Genomic DNA, 20,752 nt, shown 5'->3' with positions numbered 1-20,752 from the left:
GGAACCCGGCCGCAGGCGTGGCCACCATTGTCCTTATCGCACCGGACCTGTAGCTTTGCGTTTATAAGCAGGCTTATCATCCCTGTGAAGCACAAGACCACCCACAAGGAAGCAGTTGCCCCAACAAAGGAGCAAGTCATGAGAATCGGAGCATCCATCGTACTGATCGCGGTTGGAGCCATCTTGGCCTGGGCCGTTGCACCAGGCCTGATCCCCTTTGTCGACCAAGTACTGATTGGCTACATCCTGATGGGCGTTGGGGTGCTTGGCCTGGTCATCTCGCTCATCATGGCAGCCAGCCATCGCCCGGATCGCGTGGTTGAACACCGCGAGAGGGAAATCTAGCCCTCACCAGGCGTCAATGCTCAATGCCCGGATGGCCCTCAGCCATCCGGGCATCTTGCTGCCCGGACTTCGCCGGAAGCGTGCACGAGATGGGCAAGGCGTCGAATTAGCCGCAAACGTCGCATGAACTGGAGAGTTTCCAGCCGTGGCAGACAGTTTCCAGCGAACTCGCGCGACACCAAGAACCCTGAATCAACCCAAACCCACGTCACGAATCTGTGTTTATGTGGTTTTTCCATTGACAACGACAGATAAACAAAGATAGAGTCAAGCAATTCCACATTCGATGTGATGCCTGTCACTGAGTGAACTGTCCGTATCCGCCCCGAAACATACGCAATGGAGGGTAAGTGTTCGCTGAAGAGCGCCAGCAGTTGATCTCCACCCTCGTTGCCGAGCGTGGTCGGGTCAGCGTCAACGAGTTGGCCGAGCGGTTTAGCATCACCACGGAAACCGTCCGGCGCGACCTGGCAGTCCTGGAATCCTCGGGCAGCCTGCGCCGCGTCCACGGTGGCGCGGTTCCGGCCGACCGGTTGAGCACGCGGGAAGAAAGTGTGCTGGAACGGGCCGTCCAGCGCCAACTCGAGAAGATCCGCATCGCCGAGGCGGCAATCAGTTTGATCCCGGAACACCCCACCGGAAGCATCCTCATCGACGCCGGATCCACCACCGAGGCATTGGCCGACCTTCTGGCACAGCGTCGGGCGTCCACCGCCAACGATGACGAGATTGTCATCATCACCAATGCCCTACCGATTGCAAGCAAGCTCTCCAACAACTCCGGCATCTCCCTCCAACTCCTGGGCGGTCGCGTTCGCGGCCTCACCCAGGCTGCCGTCGGACAATCCACCGTGGAGGCTGCGTCCCGGCTCCGGCCGGACATCGCCTTTGTCGGCGCCAACGGCATCCACGCAGGCTTCGGCCTCAGTACTCCCGATCCCGAGGAGGCTGCCGTCAAGGCCGCCTTCGTCAAGTCCGCCCGACGGGTTATTGCGCTGGCGGATTCTTCCAAGCTGGACGCGGAAACCCTCGTCCAGTTCGCTGCCCTGAAGGATCTCGATACCTTGATTACTGACCGCGAACCCTCCGAAGAGCTGACGGCCGCACTGGCCGAAGCAGGCGTGGACGTGGTGATCGTATGATCGTCACGCTCACGGCCAATCCGAGCCTCGACCGCACAGTGGAGCTGCCCGGCCCGCTGGCCCGCGGCGAAGTCCAGCGCGCCACAGCCGTGCACCAGCAGTCTGGCGGCAAAGGCGTGAACGTTTCACGTGCCCTGGTTGCCTCCGGTTTGGAGACCGTCGCGGTCCTCCCCGGCGGCGATGGCGACCCCGTCCTTGCGGGGCTGCTCGACGACGGCGTGCCCTACGCCGCGCTGCCCATCGGCGCCCCGCTCCGCAGCAACGTCACGCTCACCGAGCCGGACGGCGTCACCACCAAGATCAACGAGCCCGGCCCCGAATTGAGCGCGGAACAGCAGGAGGCCCTGATCGGGCTGGTGCTGGAACGCTCGCTCGGCGCCACCTGGGTGGTCCTCGCAGGTTCCCTTCCGCCCGGAGTACCGTCCGACTTTTATGGCACCATCGCCCGTCGCCTCCGCAACCGCCAGGACCGCGGGGACGCCCCGATGATTGCCATCGATTCTTCCGGAGCCCCGCTAGTAGCCGCACTCAGCGGCGACACCGAAGGCAAACCGGACCTCCTCAAGCCCAACGCCTTAGAACTCGCCGAGCTGGCAGCAGCGGCCGGCCTCTCCGACGTCGGGACGGCAGAGGAACTTGAAGCGGACCCGGCGGTTGCCGCCGAAGCCGCTGCCGCCGTCGTCAAGAGCGGCGTGGGGGCCGTCCTGGCGACTCTCGGTTCCAAGGGCGCTGTCCTTGTAACCGCCGACGGCGCGTGGCTCGCCACGCATCCGCCGATCACCGCCGTCAGCACCGTCGGTGCCGGCGATTCGTCCCTGGCCGGCTACCTGCTGGCCTCCATGCAAGGCGGTTCAGCGCAGGACTGCCTCCGACAGGCCGTGGCCCATGGTGCCGCTGCCGCCTCCCTGCCCGGCTCCACCGTGCCGGCAGTCCACCAAACAACCCCCGACGCCGTGGTTATCACGGCCCTTCAGAAGGACTGAACGTGACCCAGCTCATCACAACGCAACTGGTCACCCTTGACCAGAACCTTGGAGCTACGTCCGCGGACGTCATCCGATTCCTTGCCACCAACGTGGCAGAGTCTGGACGCGCCGCGGAAGTCGAAGGCCTCTTTACCGACGCCTACGCCCGTGAACAGAAGACGGCGACGGGCGTACCAGGTGGCATCGCTATCCCTCACTGCCGCTCCAACGCAGTCACCGAGCCGGCCCTTGCCATGGCCCGGTTGTCCGAAAAGGTAGACTTCGGCGCCAAGGATGGCCCAGCCGATCTCATCTTCTTCATCGCGGCTCCCGAGGGCGCTGACCAGGAGCACCTGAAGCTCCTCTCCAAGCTTGCCCGCTCCCTCATCAAGAAGGACTTCACGGCCGCGCTGCGCGCAGCCACCACCGAGCAGGAAGTTGTTGACCTTGTCAGCGACGCCCTGGCCGAAAAGCGAATGGCCGAACCCGTCGCAGTAGGGGCCGCAGCCGCCGCAGCAAGCGCCGGTGCCACCGCCGCTGCCCCGAGTCCTGCAGCCGGCAACGGCGCCCACCGCGCCTCCGGCCCCAAGCGCCTGGTCGCAGTCACAGCCTGCCCCACCGGCATCGCCCACACCTACATGGCGGCGGACTCCCTTGTGGCTGCTGCCAAGGAAGTTGGCGTGGACCTGCAGGTTGAGACCCAGGGTTCCTCCGGCGCCAAGCCGCTGGACCCCGCTGTGATCGCGGCGGCCGACGCGGTGATCTTCGCAGTCGACGTCGATGTTCGCGGCAAGGAGCGCTTCGCTGGTAAGCCGGTCATCAATGCTCCCGTGAAGCGTGGCATCGACGAACCGGACAAGATGGTCCAAGAAGCCCTCGCAGCTGCCGACGACCCCAGGGCCCACCGCGTTCCGCACTTCGGTGCCGAGGAAGACGCCGAGCGTCAGGCCGAAGAAAAGGGCGAGCACATCGGGCACAAGCTCAAGAGGGTGCTTCTCACGGGTGTCTCCTACATGATCCCGTTCGTGGCTGCAGGCGGTCTGCTGATTGCTTTGGGCTTCCTACTGGGTGGCTATGAGATCGCCCTCGGCGACACAGCCAACAAGATCCTGGCAAACAATAACCTGCTGAACTTGCCCACCGAATACCCTCCGCACGCCGCGGGACCGTTGGGCGCTTACCTCGGTTCTGTCCTGTTCAAGATCGGAGCCTTGGCTTTCGGCTTCCTGGTCCCGGCGCTGGCAGGCTACATCGCCTTCGGCATCGCCGACCGCCCCGGTATCGCCCCCGGTTTCACAGCCGGAGCGGTCGCCGTCTTTATGAATGCGGGCTTCCTAGGCGGTCTTATTGGCGGACTCTTGGCCGGCCTCATCGCATATTGGATCGGAAGCTTCCAAGCTCCGCGGTGGCTTCGTGGCCTTATGCCGGTGGTGATCATCCCGCTTGGAGCTTCGATTGTGGCTTCCGGAGCAATGGTCCTGTTCCTGGGCGTGCCGATCGCTCAGCTCATGACACTCCTAAACAACTGGCTTTCTGGCATGACCGGGGTTGCTGCGGTCGTCCTAGGTATCATCCTCGGCCTCATGATGTGCTTCGACCTCGGTGGTCCGGTCAACAAGGTGGCTTACTCCTTCGCAGTCGCGGGCCTTAGCGCCGGCAGCGCGGCTAACCAGGCCCCGTGGCAGATCATGGCCGCCGTTATGGCCGCCGGTATGGTCCCGCCGCTGGCCATGGCTCTCGCCTCAACTGTGCTGGACAAGAAGGGCTTCTCCCTGGCTGAACGCGAAAATGGCAAGGCAGCCTGGCTGCTGGGACTCTCCTTCATTTCTGAAGGAGCCATCCCATTCGCCGCTGCTGACCCCCTGCGCGTCATCCCCGCCAGCATGGTGGGCGGCGCCGTAACCGGTGCCATATCGATGGCCTTCGGCGTCACTTCCCAGGCCCCTCACGGAGGAGCGTTCGTCTTCTTCGCAATTGGCAACGTGCTGATGTTCTTCGTCTCGATCGCCGTGGGAGTCGTCGTCACCGCGCTGCTCCTCATCGCCCTGAAGCGCTGGGCAGCACGCAAGCCCGTTGATACTGTTGCTCCAGCAACTGCCCTGACAGCGCCGTAAGCATGCAGATGGAGGTACTTTCCATGCAGACCTTTTCCGGAGTCGGCGTAGCCCCGGGTCGGGTCCTGGGACCGGTGCGGCAGATGCCCAAACCGATCCAGGAACCCGCGGGCCCGGGCACAGCCGCCATCCCCGCAGACGCCACCGTGGACTCGCAGGGCCAACGCATCAAAGATGCGGCCAAGGCTGTCCAGGCGGAACTGCGTGCCCGCGCCGCCAAGGCCAGCGGCGAAGGCAAAGAGGTCTTGGAGGCAACGGCCCTCATGGCCGCTGACCCCATGCTGGTGAAGTCCGCCATCAAATTGCTCAAGCCCGAAACCCCAGGCGGCGCGCGCACGGCAGAGCGCGCCGTCTGGGAAGCCGGGGGCACCGTGGCCGAGTCCCTCAAGGCACTCGGCGGTTACATGGCCGAACGGGTGGCGGACGTCCTGGACGTCCGTGCCCGGATCGTGTCCGAACTGCGGGGCCTCCCCGCGCCGGGCATCCCGGCCTCGGACATCCCCTTTATCCTTGCCGCCGAGGACCTTGCCCCGGCGGACACGGCAACGCTTGACCCCAATAAGGTCGTCGCGCTGATCACGTCCAGCGGCGGGCCGCAGTCCCACACGGCCATCCTGGCCCGGGCACTGGGGCTCCCCGCCGTCGTCGCGGCACCCGGCGTGGACGAGATCGACGACGGCACGGAAGTTTACGTGGACGGCGCAGCCGGCACAGTGACCACTTGGCCGGGCGAGGAACTACGCGCCGCCGCCGAGGCATGGGCCGTCCAGGCCTCCACCCTGGCCGCGTTCACAGGTCACAACGTCCTCGCCGACGGAGTGCGGATACCACTGCTGGCCAACGTGGGCACCGGCGCTGACGCGGTCAAGGCCGCCGACGCCGGCGCCGAGGGCGTTGGCCTGCTTCGAACCGAATTCTGCTTCCTGGACCGCGACGAGGAACCCTCAATCGAGGAGCAGGTCTCGGCCTACGGCGCCGTGTTCGCAGCGTTCCCCGGCAAGAAGGTGGTTGTTCGCACCCTCGACGCCGGCGCCGACAAGCCTTTGCCGTTCCTCACCAACGCCGACGAGCCGAACCCGGCACTCGGCGTGCGCGGCTACCGTACCGACCATTCCTCCCCGGGGGTATTGGAACGCCAGCTGCAGGCAATCGCCGCTGCCGAGGCCCAGCATGAGGCCGAAGTGTGGGTCATGGCCCCCATGATCTCCACTGCCGAAGAAGCTGCACGGTTCGCGAACCTATGCCAGGCCGCCGGGCTCAAGACCCCGGGCGTGATGGTGGAAGTTCCGTCCGCGGCGTTGACAGCGGACACTGTGCTCAGCCACGTGTCGTTCGCTTCACTCGGGACCAACGACCTCACCCAGTACGCCATGGCGGCAGATCGCCAGCTCGGTCCCCTGGCCACCCTGAACGACCCTTGGCAGCCTGCGGTCCTGAAGCTCATCAAGCTCACCGCACAGGGTGCCGCCACGGCGCGCAATGCCAGCGGCCAGCCCAAGCCGGTTGGCGTATGCGGAGAGGCAGCCGCGGACCCGGCACTCGCCGTCGTACTTATTGGCCTGGGAGTGGGGACGCTCTCCATGAGCCCGCGGGCCCTGGCCGGAGTCGCCGCCGTCCTCAAAACGGTCACGGTGGAACAGGCGCAGCAACTCGCCGCCGCCGCCCTCGCGGCCCCGAGTGCCGCAGAGGCCCGCCACGCCGTGCGCGACAAGCTTCCGGTTCTGGACGAACTGGGACTCTGACCACCAACGCAACGCAACTAAGGAGCCGAACCATGACCGAACGTACCGCTACCATCGCCAGCCGCGTGGGCCTGCATGCCCGTCCCGCAGCGATCTTCGCCGAGGCCGCCGGGGAACTGGACCTCGAGGTCACCATCGCCAAACAGGGCGAGCCCGCCGAGGACGCCATGGACGCAGCCAGCATCCTGTCCCTGATGAGCCTTGGTGCCGAGCACGGCGATGTGGTGGTGCTGCGTGCCGATGGTGACGGCGCCGACGAGGCCCTGGAGAAGCTCGTCAAGATCCTCGAAACAGACCACGACGCCTAATAGCGGCTTTTGCGGCGGCCCCGCGGCGGATGTCGCTGTGGCAGTTGCTGCTTCAGCCTTAACCACGACGGCGGCTGCCGGTCCGGGCGATGAGCCTGGACCGGCAGCCGCTTTTGTTGTGTCTTTTGGTCCACGATGACCGGGCCGGCTAGCGCTCCAGCAGGTATGCAGACAGGACTGTGTCCGTTGCTTTAATGTCAACCAGTTCACCTTTGATGTAACCGTCCACAACGCGCGGATCCACGTAGGAATTTCGCGCGATGGCAGGCGTATTGCCCAACAATTCGGCAACCCTGCGGATGGCGTCTGCCACTTCCTTGCGCGTGTCCTTGCCCGGCTCCCGGCCGGCCAGCGCCTGACCGGCGGTCACTGTCCCCTTCCAAGTCCTGAAATCCTTGGCAGAATACGAATCGCCAGCAAGGTCACGCAGATAATCGTTGACCATCTGGGCTCGAACCGGGCTGAGCTTTCCGTCAATCTCAAAGGCCAGCAGAGGCTCCCGGGGCCGGCGCGCGGAAAGCGGGGCCAAGTACTCGGCGAGCTCAGCGTCCTTTACGGTGGACTCCCAACCCTGGCCGCTTTTGGCCGGAAAGGACAGTTCGACGACGTCACCCACCACCGCGACGTGACGGCATCTGAGCGTCGTCAAGCCATAAGAGCCGTTCCGGCTGGCGTACGACTCCGAGCCGATGCGAAGCGCCCCCAGGTCCATCATTCGGACGGCCGCGGCCAAGGCCCGCCGTCGGTCCGATGCTGGGTCACGCAGGTCAAGGGTCACTGCCCGACGAAGGGAAGGAAGGGCGGCCCCAAATCGGGCCGCCCTGTCGAACTTCTCCGTATCCTTTTGAAGCCGCCACTGTGGATGGTAGATGTACTGGCTTCGGCCGGCAGCATCCACCCCCACCGCCTGGATGTGGCCATTCGCGTGGAGGCAGATCCATACTTCGTCCCATGCTGGCGGGATGGCCAGTTGCTCGATTCGACGTCGTTCCTCTGCCGTGGCCAAGGTGCCATCCGGCATACGGTAGCTGAATCCCTTGCCGGACTTCCGGCGCTGGATTCCCGGTCCGGCAGGATCGCTGCGCCTTAGTCTCGGCACAGGTGTCCGTCAGTCCTCAGCCGGCTCAGTGACAGCCGTGTTCGGAGTCATGACTTCCGCGTTGATCATCCACGCGAGCTGTTCCAGTCGCTCGATAATGGCATGCAGCAGGTCGGCCGATGTGGGATCTTCCGCGTCAACATCATCGTGAACGTCGCGAATTGTCTGGACTGTGCGCTCCAAGCGCTTGGTGATCAGCTTGACGGCATCCTTGGTGCTGGTAAGTCCCTCCGGGAATTGTTCCAGCCTGGTGGAGTGGGTGATGGTTGAGCTCCGCCCGTCCGGCAGGGCGTGCAAGGACCGCATCCGCTCTGCGGTGTCATCGGCAAACTGGCGTGCTGCCGCAACCACTTCGTCCAGTTGCAGGTGTAAGTCCCGGAAGTTTGGGCCGACGATGTTCCAATGTGCCTGCTTGCCCTGCAACTGCAATTCGATGAGGTCGGTCAGGACCTGCTGTAGGTTGTCGGCAAGCTTCTGCGACGCTTTCACGGTGTCCCCTTCCAGTCAGTGACGGTCACAACCAGCCTACGGCGGACAACCGGATTTTGCTAAGCCTACTGATCATCCAGCCCGCCGCGAGATGGCATTTAATGCCAATGTTTAGCCGCAACATCCGCATTAAATGCCACCTCGCGTACCGCTGAGCCTCTTGCATCGGCAATACTAAGTGTGCTTACTATTGAGTCACTGCTTGGCAGCAGCCGAGCCAGTGTCAGAAGCACCGTGAACAAGCCTCAAGAGCCTGTAGTAAGGGAGAAGATCATGGGTTTGGACGACAAGATTGAAAACCAGGCAGAGAAACTGGGCGGCAAGGCCAAGGAAGCAGCCGGCAAGGCCACGGATGACGAGCGCCTTGAAAACGAAGGTCGGATGGACCAAGCGAAGGGTGACCTGAAGCAGGCCGGGGAAAAGGTCAAGGACGCCTTCAAGAAGGACTGACGCTTAGCCCCTGGACATTTAGTCCCTATCAGACGCCTGGTCAGGAGCATCGCCTACTGAGGCATCGCCGGGCTGACCCTCCAATGGAGTGCCAAACCCGGCATCCTCACCCGCTGTCCCGGCGTTCTCCTGACCGGCGCCCTCCGGGGCTTCGCCCGCACCAGCCTCTTCCTGATGGCCGGGCCGGACATGCTCGGGATGCTCGGATTGTTCGTAGTGTTCTGCGAGCTTGCGCTCCGCTTCGCGTCGCCGCCGGGCGATGTCGCGATCTTCACGCGTGGCCGGGGACCCCATCATGTCATCATGGCCTTCCGTAGGGAACTGGGGTTGTTGGTTCATAGTGGCATCGTTGCACAGGCCACACGCCACCCGGAACCCCGCTGGCAATATTCACCTAAATAGTAAGTAGACTTTCCATATCGGTCCGTTCCACGTCTGGAGGACAAAATGCCCGGCAAGAAGAACCCGAGCCTCAAGGACCCGGAACTTTACGAAGAACTGCGAGACGACGGCGCTTCAAAGGAAAAAGCAGCCCGGATCTCCAATGCCGCAGCCAAGCGGGGCCGCGGCGAGGTAGGCCGAAAAGGCGGCAAGGCCGGTGACTATGAGGACTGGACGGTGGACAAGCTCAAGAAGCGCGCCAAGGAACTCGGAATCACCGGATATTCCGGAAAAAAGAAGGCGGAACTCATCTCCGCACTGCGGCACCACTGAGGACCCGGTCAACGAGTTCCGCCGCCGAGGGACGGGCTGAATCACCAGACCGAACATGCTCAGGCCTGCTACCCCGTACGCCGTGAGGCATGCACCGGTTCAGGCCTCCTTGCCGCGAGCCCCGGTACGGTGAGGCCCGGACCGGCTCAGGCCTGCTACCCGTACGGTGAGGCCCGGACGGTGGAGCCTGCCCCCGTACGCCGTGAGGCATGCACGGGTTCAGGCCTCCTTGCCGCGAGCCCCGGTACGGTGAGGCCCGGACGGGTTCACGCCTTCTTAGCGCGAGCCCTGCGGGCAGGAGTGCGCTCGGCTTCGGGTTCCTCTTCCGGTTGTGAGGTCTTCCGTGACGATGATCTGGACCCGGACGTAGCAGATTTCGACGCCGGTTTGGCCGCGGAGCGCGACGACGTTGACCGCGTTGAGCGGGAGGCCGTCTTTCGCGTCCCGCTGGCGGCCGTTCCGCCGTCGTCCTCTTCTGCCGATTCCGCAGAGGCGCCCTTTCCGGCGCGCTTCTTGTCCAGGCTCCGCTTGAGGGCCTCCATGAGGTCGATAACCTCGCCACCCTCGGCAGCCGCCGGAGCACCAAACGTTTCCTCGGTGTCGAGGGACTCGCCCTTCTCCAGCTTGGCCTCGATGAGCAGCCGGAGTTGGGCCTGATAATTGTCCGTGTAGTGCTCCGGATCAAAGTCCTGCGACATCGAGTCCACCAGGGCGGCAGACATTTCGCGCTCCTTGGCCGTCACCGTGACGCTGGCTTCGAGGGACGGGAAACTGGCCTCGCGTACTTCATCGGCCCACAGCAGGCCCTGCAGCACCAGGACATCGCCGCGGACGCGCAGTGCGCCCAATCGCGTCTTTTGGCGCAGTGCGAACTGAACAATAGCCACGCGATCGGTGTCCTGCAGGGTCCGACGCAGCAAGGTATATGCCTTGGGCGACGCCGAGTCCGGTTCCAGGTAATAGCTCCGCTCATAGGTCAGCGGGTCCAGCTGCTCGGCGGGAACGAACTCCACCACTTCAATTTCGCGGCTGCTTTCCTCCGGAAGGGACTTCAGCTCTTCCGAAGTGAGGATGACGGTTCGGCCTTCCTCTTCATAGGCCTTGTCGATATCCTCGTAAGCCACAACTTCACCGCAGACCTCGCACTTTCGCTGGTACCGGATGCGGCCGCCGTCCCTACTGTGCACCTGGTGGAGGCCTATATCGTGGTCCTCGGTGGCGCTGTAGAGCTTGACGGGTACATTAACTAGCCCGAACGCGATAGAACCCTTCCAGATGGCCCTCATGCATCAAGTCAACATCACAAAGCAGGCGGAGGTGAAGAGGTGGCAACCAGACAGGCCGAGCGAGTCCATGTTGAGGGCCACGAACTGACCATCACCAACCTGGACAAAGTGTTGTACCCGGAGACTGGGACCACCAAGGCCCAAGTCCTGGATTACTACGCCGCCGTGGCACCTTTCCTCATCCCCGCCGCGGCCAACCGGCCAGCCACCCGCAAGCGATGGGTGCACGGTGTCGGGACCGCGGAGGAGCCCGGCGAGATGTTCTTCCAAAAGAACCTGGACCCCGCCTCCACCCCCTCATGGGTGCCGCGTGTGACTATCAAGCACCGCCACGGCACCAATACGTACCCGTTGATCAACAACCTCGCCACTCTCACGTGGCTGGCCCAAATAGCCTCGTTGGAGTTGCACGTCCCGCAGTGGCAGGTCGACGCCGAGGGTCGTATGCTGCCGCCTGACAGGCTGGTCTTAGATCTGGATCCTGGCCCTGGGTCCGGTTTGCCCGAATGCGTGGAGGTGGCCAAGCTCGCCCGCGAAATCCTGCAGGACATGGGGCTCGATCCAGTCCCGGTAACCAGCGGCAGCAAGGGCATCCACCTCTACGTGCCACTGGACGGGACTCAGCCCTGGGAGCAGGTTTCATCCTTCGCCCGCGAGCTCGCCCGTTCCCTGGAGGCTGACCATCCGGATCTGGTGGTCAGCGAACAGAAAAAGTCCCTTCGGCACGGCAAGGTGCTGGTGGATTGGAGCCAAAACAGCGGCAACAAAACCACGATTGTCCCGTATTCACTCCGTGGCCGCGCACACCCCACGGTGGCAGCTCCGCGGACGTGGCGTGAGCTACTCTCGCCGTCGCTCAAGCACCTGGACTACACGGAAGTGCTCAAGCGGGTGAAGCAGGGCAAGGACCCCTTCAGCGCCATCACCGGGGCGGCCGGCAGTTCAGCGAAGGGTGGCCGCCCGCCGTCGGCCGCTGACCGCGATGGCGGCGATCCGGGCGACGGCGGCGCCCGCAGTTCAGCGAAGGGTGGCCACCCGCCGTCGGACGCTGACCGCGATGGTGGCGATCCAGGCGAGGGCGGCTCCCGCAGTTCAGCCCGCGGCGGCGCCCGTACGGGTCGCGAGCGAGGTGACGTCGACGACGACGCTTCCGCCACCCAGCTCGCAGCGTCCGCGAAAGGCGCGGCGGCGGCCAAGGGGGTTGGGGCCGGCGTCGACCCGCGGCTGAGTGCCTACGTGGGAAAGCGCGACGTCGACCGAACGCCGGAGCCTTTTCCCGCGTCTTCCGGAGCCAAGCCACAGCCCGGGGATGAGCAGCCGCCGGGCGGCATCTTTGTGATCCAGGAACACCACGCGCGTCGGTACCATCTGGACCTCAGGTTGGAACACAACGGCGTGTTGGCGTCGTGGGCCCTGCCACGTGGCGTGCCGGAGACACCCGCCCGGAACAACCTGGCGGTCCAGACCGAGGACCACCCGATGGAGTACGCCACGTTCGCCGGCGTTATCCCGAAGGGCGAATACGGGGCGGGCACCATGTCCATCTGGGACAGCGGAACGTTCGAATGCGAGAAATGGCGCGACGGCAAGGAAGTCATCGCCACCTTGACTGGCCAACCCGGCGGCGGCTTGCATGGCATCAAACGGTTCGCGCTGATTCACACAGGTGGCGCCGCTCCCAACCAGTGGCTCATCCATCTGATGAAGGAGCAACCGGGCGGTCGGCGGTTATCGGGCGGGACCGGTTCGTCGGCGGCCGACGCCACAGGCGGGACCAGAACGACGCCGGCACGCACCTCAAGCGCACCCAACACAACGGCCAGCACAAAAGCCGCCGGCAGCCCGGTCTCGAGCAACGCAACGCCGGCACGCACCTCAAGCGCACCCAACACAACGGCCAGCACAAAAGCCGCCGACAGCCCGGTCTTGAGCAACGCAACGCCGGCACGCACGTCAAGCGCACCCAACACAACGGCCAGCACAAAAGCCGCCGACAGCCCGGTCTTGAGCAACGCAACCCCGGCACGCACCTCAAGCGCACCCAGCACAAAAGCCGCCGGCAGCCCGGTCTTGAGCAACGCAACTCCGGCACGCACCTCAAGCGCACCCAACACAACGGCCAGCACAAAAGCCGCCGGCAGCCCGGTCTTGAGCAACGCAACTCCGGCACGCACCTCAAGCGCACCCAGCACAAAAGCCGCCGGCAGCCCGCGTGAAAAGGCCGGCGCTGCTGCCGAGGGCCGCGAGACTTCCCCAGCCGGAGCCGCCGCAGCAGCAAAGGCACCCAAGCCAGCTGCCGCCGTCGAACCTGTACCGATACAGGCGCCCAAGGTGACGCCGATGCTGGCGGCGGCCGGCACCGCCGCGGACGTCCGGGGGACGGATGACCGCCAGGGCGCGTGGTTGTACGAGCTCAAATGGGACGGCATCCGAGCCATCATTACGGGAACCAGGGGCCGCATCCGGCTCATGAGCCGCAATGGAAACGAGATGACGGCAACGTACCCCGAGCTGTCCGACGCGTCCTGCTGGCCGGACCACGATTTTGTGGCTGACGGTGAAATCGTGGCTGTGGACCACTCCGGGCGTCCGAGTTTTGGACGACTCCAGCAGCGCATGAACCTGGTCAAACCCGGCGACATCGAGCGTGCCCGGAAGTTGTATCCCGTCCGGCTGATGCTCTTCGACCTGATGTTCGACTCCGGGGCTTCGCCAGCCGACCTTCGCGACCTGCCGCTCGTCGAGCGCCGCCGGCGCCTGGGAGCCTTCATGGACCGGTTGCCGCCGTCGAACTGTCCCGTCCACGAATCCCTTGTCCTGGACCATGCCTTGGACGACATCCTGGAGAGCGCCGGTGAACTGGGCCTTGAGGGCGTCATGGCGAAGCGGGCGGACAGCCGCTATTTGCCCGGCCGACGGAGCCATTCCTGGATCAAGCTCAAGCTGGAGCGTATGCAGGAAGTGGTCGTGGGCGGCTGGCGACCAGGGGCTGGAGTGCGTCGCGGCACCATTGGCGCCCTCCTTGTGGGCGTGCCCGACGGCGACAAGTTGCGGTATCTGGGCCGCGTCGGGACCGGGTTCAAAGACTGGCAGCTAAAGGAGATCCTGGAGCGCCTGGAACAGCACGAGCAGCCTGGCTCACCGTTCCACGAAGTGCCGCGGGAGGACGCCGCAATGGCCCGATGGGTTGAGCCGATCCTGGTGGGTGAAGTTAGCTACGGAAGCTGGACAGACTCGGATCGTTTGCGTTTCCCCGTTTGGCGCGGCTGGCGTCCGGACAAGGAGCCAGGCGAGGTTTCGGTGGAGTAGAGCCCGGCCCGCCATCGAGTTTGTGTACAGTTCGTCCCGTTTTGACGCTGCATTCGGGGATTGATCTGTACACAAACTCGAGGGGTTCGCGGTCTTACGGCGAGGGCTTCACCACCATCGCCGAGCCGCCTCCGCGCCTCACGGGCTCAGCCGCGGCGACCATGCTGCCGTCCGGCCTGAACTCGATTGCCGTCGCCGCTCCGATTTGCGCGGCCGATGTGAAGGCGTCACCGGATGGCATGAACTGATGACCGAATGGGGTCAGTTGGCTGCCAAAGGCCGCGATGAACTCCGGCTCCGCAGTGACTTTTACAGTGTTCCGCTGGGATGCACGCGGTGCGGCGATCGCCTGGGAGATGTTCATCCCCAGATCCACGCGGTTCACGATCGTCTGGAGCACCGTGGTGATGATGGTAGATCCACCAGGCGAACCGAGTGCGAGGAACGGCTTGTCTTCCTTCAGGATGATGGTGGGCGACATGGACGAGCGCGGCCGCTTGCCCGGCGCAATGCTGTTCGGATCCGTGGCGCTGGGAACAGCGGAGAAGTCGGTGAGCTCATTGTTGAGCAGGAACCCGCGTCCGGGAACAACGATGCCTGATCCGCCGGTCTGTTCGATCGTCAGGGTGTACTCAACCACGTTCCCCCATTTATCGGCCACGGTGAGGTTGGTCGTCGAGATGTTTTCGGTGTCCTTCTCGTCGGCGAGCGCTGCAGCGGCAGCCGGGCACACGCCGTCGAACGAGGTGACGTCACCTGGGAGGACGGGCTTCACCGCCGCGGTGGTCGGGTTGATCTGGCACGCGCGCTCTTTCCCGAACAGGGGGTCGGTCAGCGCGGCGGTGGGGACGTTGACGAAGGCAGGGTCGCCCACGTACTTGCCGCGGTCGGCGAAAGCCAGCGCACTGGCTTCGAGGTAGTGGTGCAGGGCGGACGGTGTGGACATTTCTGACAGGTTGAATGTGTCTAGGATGTTGAGGGATTCGCCCACCGTAGTGCCACCGCTGCTCGATGGCGCCATGCCGTAGACGTCCAGGTCGCGGTATTCGACGTGAGTGGGATCCTGGTCAAGGGCACGGTATCCGGCGAGGTCCGCCGTCGTCATATGGCCGGGGAAAACGGGCAGCGTCGTGTCGGCGGTCTTGGGCGGCGCTTGAACAGCGGCCGCAATCTCCGCCGCTAGCGGCCCGGCGTAGAAGCCCTGGGTGCCCTGCTGGGCAAGCAGCTTGTACGTGGCAGCGAGGTCGTGGTTCTGGAAGACACTTCCGACGGCGGGAGCGTCACCGTTGGGGAGGAAGAGGTTGCTGGTGGAGGTGAACGCCGAGAAGCGCTGCTTGTTGTCGAGCGTCTGCTGGCGGAAGGTTTCGTCCACCACAAAGCCGCGGGTTGCGACCTTGATGGCGGGCTTCAGGGCGTCGCCAAGGCCCAAAGTGCCCCAGCGGGACAACGCGCGTTCCCATGTTGCGGGTGTTCCGGGGACGCCCACGGACACACCGCTGGAGACGAGCTGGGCGAATGGATACGGCGCCCCGGTTGCCGGGTTGATGAATGCGTCGCTCGGCATCGTTGCCGGGGCGGTTTCGCGTCCGTCGATTGTGCTGACCTTGCCGGTTTTGGCGTTGTAGAAGACGAAGTACCCGCCTCCGCCGATCCCGGCGCTGTAGGGCTCGGTAACGCCGAGCGTTGCGGCGGCGGCGACGGCGGCATCGGCCGCGTTGCCTCCGTTGCGGAGAACTTCAATTGCTGCTGCGGAGGCCTCGGGGTCTACGGTGCTGACTGCGCCGCCGAATCCTGTGGCCGTTGGGGTCTTTGTTGTCTCTCGTGGGTCTGCAAATGCCGGGCTTGCTACGGCCCCGCTTGTGACTGTTAAAGCGAACGCCGCTGTTAGGGCGGCGAATCGGCGTCTCAGAATTGGCATGGTTCCTCCCGAGTCTGGGTACTGCGGTTGGTGGTGCAGGTCACGCTACTCCACGGACAAGGGTGACTCAACGGAAGTCCGTGGCTTGGCGCCCGGTAATGCAGACAGCCCGGCATGCTAGTGCGAAAAACCGGCGGCCGTTTCGGTGAGGCTCCTACCCTTTGTCTCGGGAGCCAACCACTGCGAGATCCCGGCACCGACAAGAGCGATGCCCGCCGCGATCAGCATCGAGATCGCGGGGCCAAGATTCACCATCGACCATGGCAGGAGGAAGGTACCCAGGCCCGCCCCAACGCGGCTCACGGCGGCAGCGAATCCGGTGCCGATTCCCCGGATTTCGGTGGGGAAAACTTCGGCCGGATAAATGCCGGTCAGGGTGTTGTACATCGCGTTGAAGAACGAGAATGCAAGGAAAAGGGCCAGCACAGCGACCGGCGGTGCTCCTGCCCAGAGACCGATGACGGCAAGCACTATGGTGCACAACCACTGCGGGGGAACGGTCAGGACCCTCCGGCCGGCCTTGTCGACCAGAAGGACAGTGATAATAACCGCGGCGAGGGCGACTGCGGACAGGCCTACACCGCCGGCCAGTCCGCCGCCAAGTCCGTACTTCTCCAGCACGCTGTCGGCAAACGTGGCAATGGCGAAGTAAGGTGCAACGCCACAGAACCAGAACATCGAGACGAACAGAGTGGACCGCCAGTACCGCCGCGAGAACAACATCCCGAAGGTACCCTTCTCCGTATCCTCATGTTCGACGTCGACTATTTCGTGCGAACTTTCCATGTATCGGCGAGCGACTCTCCGGGCATCGGTCCTGCGCCCCTGGTTCCAGAGCCAGCGCGGTGACTCAGGCAAGCCGAACCGGGCAACGAACAAGACCACCGCCATAACGGTGCTCGTGCCCAGGATGGTGCGCCAACCCAGGTCGGTGGCATGGTCCAGGATGTATCCGAACAGGAAAGCGAGCATAAAACCGCTGTACCACGCTACGAGCGTCACACCCATAAGCCGCCCACGCAGACGTGCCGGGGCGAACTCGGACATCAGCGGCCAGCCGACCGAGTACTCCACACCGATGGCAATGCCCATCATTAGCCGCACAACAAAGAGAAGTTCCGGCGAGTAAACGAAGAACTGCATCCCCGAAGCGATGACGAACAGGCCCATGTCCATCATGAACAGAGGTTTGCGGCCAAACTTGTCACCGGCCCAGCCACCGATCGGGGACCCGAACAGGATCCCGAAGAGCGGGCCTGCGGCGATCAACCCCTCCCAAAACGTAGAGAGGCCCAGATCGGCAGTCATAGTGCCAGCCACTGGGCCGACGATCCCCAGGATGTAGCCATCCAGGAACATTCCGCCGGCTAGGACAAAGACCATCCTCTGCATAAAGCGGCGCTTGAATGCGGCGGAACCCTCGATCGGTTCCTCAGTGATGTTCCTTGTGACTTCCATAGTCACTCCTATAGGTCTCCTCTCTGATGATGAGGGATTTGGAGATGAGAGGCTAGCGTCCGCGTGCTCGGTCCGCCCGCAGGCCGGCACTCTTTGGAGGATTTCATGCGAACGTCTGCCGTGTAGACGGCCCTCCCATACAAGCCCATGAAAACTCTTGACAAGCTTGTACAAACTTTTCCATACTGGCTAAAGCAAGAGTTTCAACGAAGCAACTGGAGGACTGATGTCGGCAAAACTCACGGATGTCGCCAAGCTGGCCGGGGTGTCCCTGGCCACGGCGTCACGGGCATTCGGAGACCCGGGCCGGCTTGCAGCCGAGACGCGGCAGAAAGTCATGGCTGCAGCCGAGCAGCTCGGCTATGAAGTCCCCGGTGTCACAGGCAGCCGCACCTTCGGCGTCATCGTCCCGGATGTCGCCAACGCGGTCTTCGCTGCACTCATCAAGGCCATCCAAGGCCAGGCCTGGCACGGTCGCCACCGCATGGTCCTCGCGGACACGGCCGAGTCCTCCTCCCGCGAGCGCGCCCATCTGGAGTCCTTCTCCACCGGCGTGGACGGCATCATCCTCTGCTCGCCACGCCTCCCCTCCGAACAGATCCACGAACTCGCCGGCAACGCTCCACTGGTAGTCATCAACGGCGAGGCCGAACACGCGGCACGTGTGCTGATGGAAGCAGGCGAAGGCCTCCGCCAGGCCATCGAACACCTCTACGCCCTCGGCCACCGCAAGCTCGCCTACATCCCCGGCCCGGCGTCGTCGTGGGCTAATGGCCAGCGACTCGCGGCGGTGACCCAGTTCTGCACGGAATGGGGCATCGAGCTGGTCACTGTGGGAAACCAAAATGCAACGGTCGACGGCGGATTGGCGGCCGCAGCGTCAGTGGTCGCCAGCGGCGCCACGGCAGTGATCGCGTACAACGACCTCGTCGCGATCGGCATGCTGGCCGGGGCCCGGACCCTCGGCTACCACTGCCCAGAGGACATCAGCGTGGTGGGCATCGACGATCTGGACATTGCTGCAGCCGCCGAGCCCGGGCTTACGTCAGTCCGAGTCCCCATAGACCGAAGCGGCGCCCTCGGCCTGGAACTCCTCCTGGAACAGATGGCCGGAAAACCGATCGCCACCGAGGCCGTACACCTCAGCTCCCAACTCATCGTGCGTGGATCCACCTTCGCTGCCCGCACCGCAGACCAAGCCCTCCAGGGAAAGAAATCATGAGAATCGTCATCGCAGACCCCAACCTGATGCCGCACCGCTCCACGTTCGAGGCCGCACTTCCGGAAGGAGCCGTCACGTCGTGGCACGACAGCTGGAATGAACACTCCGTCCTCACGGACCTCAAGGACGCCGATGTCTACGTCGGACCCAAATTCACTGAAGCCATGGGGGCAGCGGCCAGCAACCTGCGCCTGGTTCACGTAGCGGGCGCCGGTTACGACGGCATCGACGCGGCAGCTTTGCCAGCAGGCGTAGTAGTCGCCAACACCTTCCACCACGAGAGCTCCATCGCTGAACACATCGCCACGGTTCTGGTAGCCCTCCGCCGGAATCTCCTCGGCCAGGACGCCGCCCTGCGGACCGGAATTTGGTCCTCTTCCGTTTACACCCAGTCAATCCGGCAGCCGGAAACCCTGCGCGGCGCAGTGGTCACCTTCCTCGGATTCGGCCACATCGGCAGCGCCGCCTGGCGACTGCTTCAGGCGTTCGGCGCAGAGGGGATTTCGATCACGCGCAGTGGAAACGTCGACGCCGGCGCGAATAGCCTGCGCTGGTCCGGTACCACCGATCGGCTCGGCGAAGCGTTGAGCGAATCAGACATCCTGGTGGTCAGCATCCCGCTCAGCGAGGAAACCACCAGCATTATTGGCGCCGCCGAACTCGACGATCTTGGCCCGGACGGGCTCTTGGTCAACGTTGCCCGCGGACCCGTCGTACACGAAGCCGCCCTGTACGAGGCCCTCAAGGACCGGCGCATCGCGGGTGCCGCCGTCGACGTCTGGTATCAGTACCCGGCCACCGACGGCCGGGGCGAACCGTCCACGCTGCCATTCGGGCGGCTGGACAACATCATCATGACCCCGCACTCTTCCGGCGTCACCGCGGAAACCTTCCGCAACCGCGCCCGGGAGATCGCTGAAAACATCACCCGCCTGTCCTTGAACAAACCGCTGAAGAACGTAGTGATTCCCCGATGACCCGAAAAATCGTCGATGTAGACGTCCTGATCACCAGCCCTAGCCGCAACTTCGTCACGCTCAAGATAACCACCGACGACGGCGTGGTCGGTTGGGGTGACGCCACGCTGAACGGGCGCGAACTTTCCGTAGCAAGTTACCTCCGCGACCATCTGGCCCCCGCCCTCCTGGGCCGGGATGCCGACCGGATCGAAGATACATGGCAGTACTTCTACCGCGGAGCCTATTGGCGGCGCGGTCCGGTGACCATGGCGGCAATCGGCGCGGTGGACCTGGCACTGTGGGACATCAAGGGTAAGGCCCTGGGCGTCCCGGTCTACCAACTCCTCGGCGGCGCCGCCCGTGACAAGATCCTCACGTATACCCATGCCACGGGCTGGGACCTTCCTGAGTTGCTGGATTCCATTGATAAGCGCCGAGAACAGGGTTTCCGCGCGGTGCGCGCCCAGTCCGGTGTGCCGGGGCTGGACAAGGTGTATGGGGTTACCCGCGGCGCCGCCAGTTACGAACCGGCCGGCCGAGGCGCCGGGCCTGTGGAGGAGGACTGGGACACGTCGGCGTACCTGCGCCACGCGCCTAAGGTCCTGTCCGCCGTCCGCGAGCATGTGGGGCCGGAGCTGAAACTCCTCCACGACGTCCACCACCGCCTCAACCCCACGGAAGCGGCCCGATTGGCCCGGTCACTGGAAGACGTGGACCTGTTCTGGCTGGAAGATGTCACCCCTGCCGAGAACCAGCGGCTCTTGAGGACGCTGCGCCAGCAGACCACTATCCCGCTGGCCATCGGCGAAGTTTTCAACACCATCTGGGATTGCGAGTACCTCCTCACTGAACGGCTCATTGATTTCATCCGTACAGCGGTTGTGCACGCAGGTGGCATCTCCCACGTGCGCAAGATCCTGGCCCTTGCCGAGGTCTACCAAATCAAGGGCGCCCCACACGGCCCCTCGGACGTCTCCCCCATCAACCTTTCCGCGTCCCTCCACCTCGGCTTGGCCACCAGCAACTTCGCCATTCAGGAGTACATGGGCTACGACCCTCTGGTCTCCGAGGTCTTCCGTTCCAGTTTCAGGTTCGACGACGGTTACCTCCACCCGGGCGACGAACCCGGCCTGGGCGTGGAAGTTGACGAAGAAGCCGCTGCCCAATTCCCGTACACGCAGGCTTACCTGCCGATCGCACGGGAGCTGGATGGCTCCATGAAGGACTGGTGA

18 protein-coding genes are annotated in these 20,752 nt (G+C 64.2%); 12 read left to right on the top strand and 6 right to left on the bottom strand.

Annotation, left to right across the window (positions count from 1 at the left end; all coding sequences use genetic code 11):
• The first annotated feature begins 138 nt into the window (after positions 1-138).
• From LD110_RS15150 to LD110_RS15125, 6 genes are all read left to right on the top strand, one after another.
• Positions 139-345, top strand: coding sequence for a DUF6458 family protein (locus LD110_RS15150; RefSeq protein ID WP_225499874.1), 207 nt, complete (start codon positions 139-141; stop codon positions 343-345).
• Positions 346-695: 350 nt separating this feature from the next.
• On the top strand, positions 696-1,487 hold the full coding sequence (locus LD110_RS15145) for a DeoR/GlpR family DNA-binding transcription regulator (RefSeq protein WP_225499669.1): 792 nt from the start codon (positions 696-698) through the stop codon (positions 1,485-1,487).
• The gene (locus LD110_RS15140; protein WP_225499668.1) at positions 1,484-2,470 is read left to right on the top strand and encodes a 1-phosphofructokinase family hexose kinase; all 987 of its coding nucleotides are present in this window, start codon (positions 1,484-1,486) and stop codon (positions 2,468-2,470) included. The genes LD110_RS15145 and LD110_RS15140 overlap by 4 nt, the downstream gene beginning before the upstream one ends.
• Before the next feature lie 2 nt (positions 2,471-2,472).
• Entirely contained in the window at positions 2,473-4,566 is a 2,094-nt protein-coding gene (locus LD110_RS15135) for a fructose-specific PTS transporter subunit EIIC (protein ID WP_225499667.1), read from the top strand.
• 23 nt (positions 4,567-4,589) lie between these two features.
• Positions 4,590-6,308, top strand: coding sequence for a phosphoenolpyruvate--protein phosphotransferase (gene ptsP, locus LD110_RS15130; RefSeq protein ID WP_225499666.1), 1,719 nt, complete (start codon positions 4,590-4,592; stop codon positions 6,306-6,308).
• A gap of 32 nt (positions 6,309-6,340) precedes the next feature.
• On the top strand, positions 6,341-6,616 hold the full coding sequence (locus tag LD110_RS15125) for an HPr family phosphocarrier protein (RefSeq protein WP_225499665.1): 276 nt from the start codon (positions 6,341-6,343) through the stop codon (positions 6,614-6,616).
• Between the two features lie 148 nt (positions 6,617-6,764).
• Here the strand turns inward: LD110_RS15125 and LD110_RS15120 are convergent, their stop codons facing one another.
• On the bottom strand, positions 6,765-7,715 hold the full coding sequence (locus LD110_RS15120) for a DNA topoisomerase IB (protein ID WP_225499664.1): 951 nt from the start codon (positions 7,713-7,715) through the stop codon (positions 6,765-6,767).
• Positions 7,716-7,724: 9 nt separating this feature from the next.
• Complete coding sequence (locus tag LD110_RS15115) at positions 7,725-8,204, bottom strand: Dps family protein (protein ID WP_225499663.1); 480 nt, start codon at positions 8,202-8,204, stop codon at positions 7,725-7,727.
• 273 nt (positions 8,205-8,477) lie between these two features.
• Here LD110_RS15115 and LD110_RS15110 point away from each other — a divergent pair, with 273 nt between their 5' ends.
• Positions 8,478-8,654, top strand: a complete 177-nt coding sequence (locus LD110_RS15110; RefSeq protein WP_225499847.1) for a CsbD family protein — start codon at positions 8,478-8,480, stop codon at positions 8,652-8,654.
• Positions 8,655-8,672: 18 nt separating this feature from the next.
• On the opposite strand, the gene LD110_RS15105 is transcribed toward LD110_RS15110, so the two are convergent.
• Positions 8,673-8,993 carry a hypothetical protein gene (locus LD110_RS15105; RefSeq protein ID WP_225499662.1) on the bottom strand — a complete coding sequence of 107 codons (321 nt, stop codon included), beginning with the start codon at positions 8,991-8,993 and terminating at the stop codon, positions 8,673-8,675.
• Positions 8,994-9,101: 108 nt separating this feature from the next.
• Here LD110_RS15105 and LD110_RS15100 point away from each other — a divergent pair, with 108 nt between their 5' ends.
• Positions 9,102-9,368, top strand: a complete 267-nt coding sequence (locus LD110_RS15100; protein ID WP_225499661.1) for a Rho termination factor N-terminal domain-containing protein — start codon at positions 9,102-9,104, stop codon at positions 9,366-9,368.
• A 266-nt stretch (positions 9,369-9,634) separates the two neighbouring features.
• On the opposite strand, the gene LD110_RS15095 is transcribed toward LD110_RS15100, so the two are convergent.
• Positions 9,635-10,654, bottom strand: coding sequence for a Ku protein (locus LD110_RS15095; RefSeq protein WP_225499660.1), 1,020 nt, complete (start codon positions 10,652-10,654; stop codon positions 9,635-9,637).
• 39 nt (positions 10,655-10,693) lie between these two features.
• Between LD110_RS15095 and ligD the strand changes: the two genes are divergently transcribed.
• Positions 10,694-13,963 (top strand): non-homologous end-joining DNA ligase, encoded by a 3,270-nt coding sequence (gene ligD, locus LD110_RS15090; RefSeq protein ID WP_225499659.1) that lies wholly within the window; start codon positions 10,694-10,696, stop codon positions 13,961-13,963.
• 94 nt (positions 13,964-14,057) lie between these two features.
• Here the strand turns inward: ligD and ggt are convergent, their stop codons facing one another.
• Complete coding sequence (ggt, locus tag LD110_RS15085) at positions 14,058-15,881, bottom strand: gamma-glutamyltransferase (RefSeq protein ID WP_225499658.1); 1,824 nt, start codon at positions 15,879-15,881, stop codon at positions 14,058-14,060.
• 117 nt (positions 15,882-15,998) lie between these two features.
• Positions 15,999-17,339 carry an MFS transporter gene (locus LD110_RS15080; protein ID WP_225499657.1) on the bottom strand — a complete coding sequence of 447 codons (1,341 nt, stop codon included), beginning with the start codon at positions 17,337-17,339 and terminating at the stop codon, positions 15,999-16,001.
• Positions 17,340-17,565: 226 nt separating this feature from the next.
• Here LD110_RS15080 and LD110_RS15075 point away from each other — a divergent pair, with 226 nt between their 5' ends.
• The 3 genes from LD110_RS15075 to manD are packed head-to-tail and all read left to right on the top strand — an operon-like array spanning position 17,566 to position 20,752.
• Positions 17,566-18,561: a LacI family DNA-binding transcriptional regulator gene (locus LD110_RS15075; RefSeq protein WP_225499656.1), complete on the top strand. Its 996-nt coding sequence runs from the start codon at positions 17,566-17,568 to the stop codon at positions 18,559-18,561.
• The gene (locus tag LD110_RS15070; protein WP_225499655.1) at positions 18,558-19,538 is read left to right on the top strand and encodes a 2-hydroxyacid dehydrogenase; all 981 of its coding nucleotides are present in this window, start codon (positions 18,558-18,560) and stop codon (positions 19,536-19,538) included. Before LD110_RS15075 ends, LD110_RS15070 begins: the two co-directional genes overlap by 4 nt.
• Positions 19,535-20,752, top strand: a complete 1,218-nt coding sequence (manD, locus tag LD110_RS15065; RefSeq protein WP_225499654.1) for a D-mannonate dehydratase ManD — start codon at positions 19,535-19,537, stop codon at positions 20,750-20,752. The genes LD110_RS15070 and manD overlap by 4 nt, the downstream gene beginning before the upstream one ends.

The organism is Arthrobacter sp. M4, from assembly GCF_020251205.1.
Taxonomy (GTDB): Bacteria; Actinomycetota; Actinomycetes; order Actinomycetales; family Micrococcaceae; genus Arthrobacter.
The sequence above is the reverse complement of the archived record's forward strand: the minus strand, read 5'-3'. Positions and strand labels throughout refer to the sequence as shown.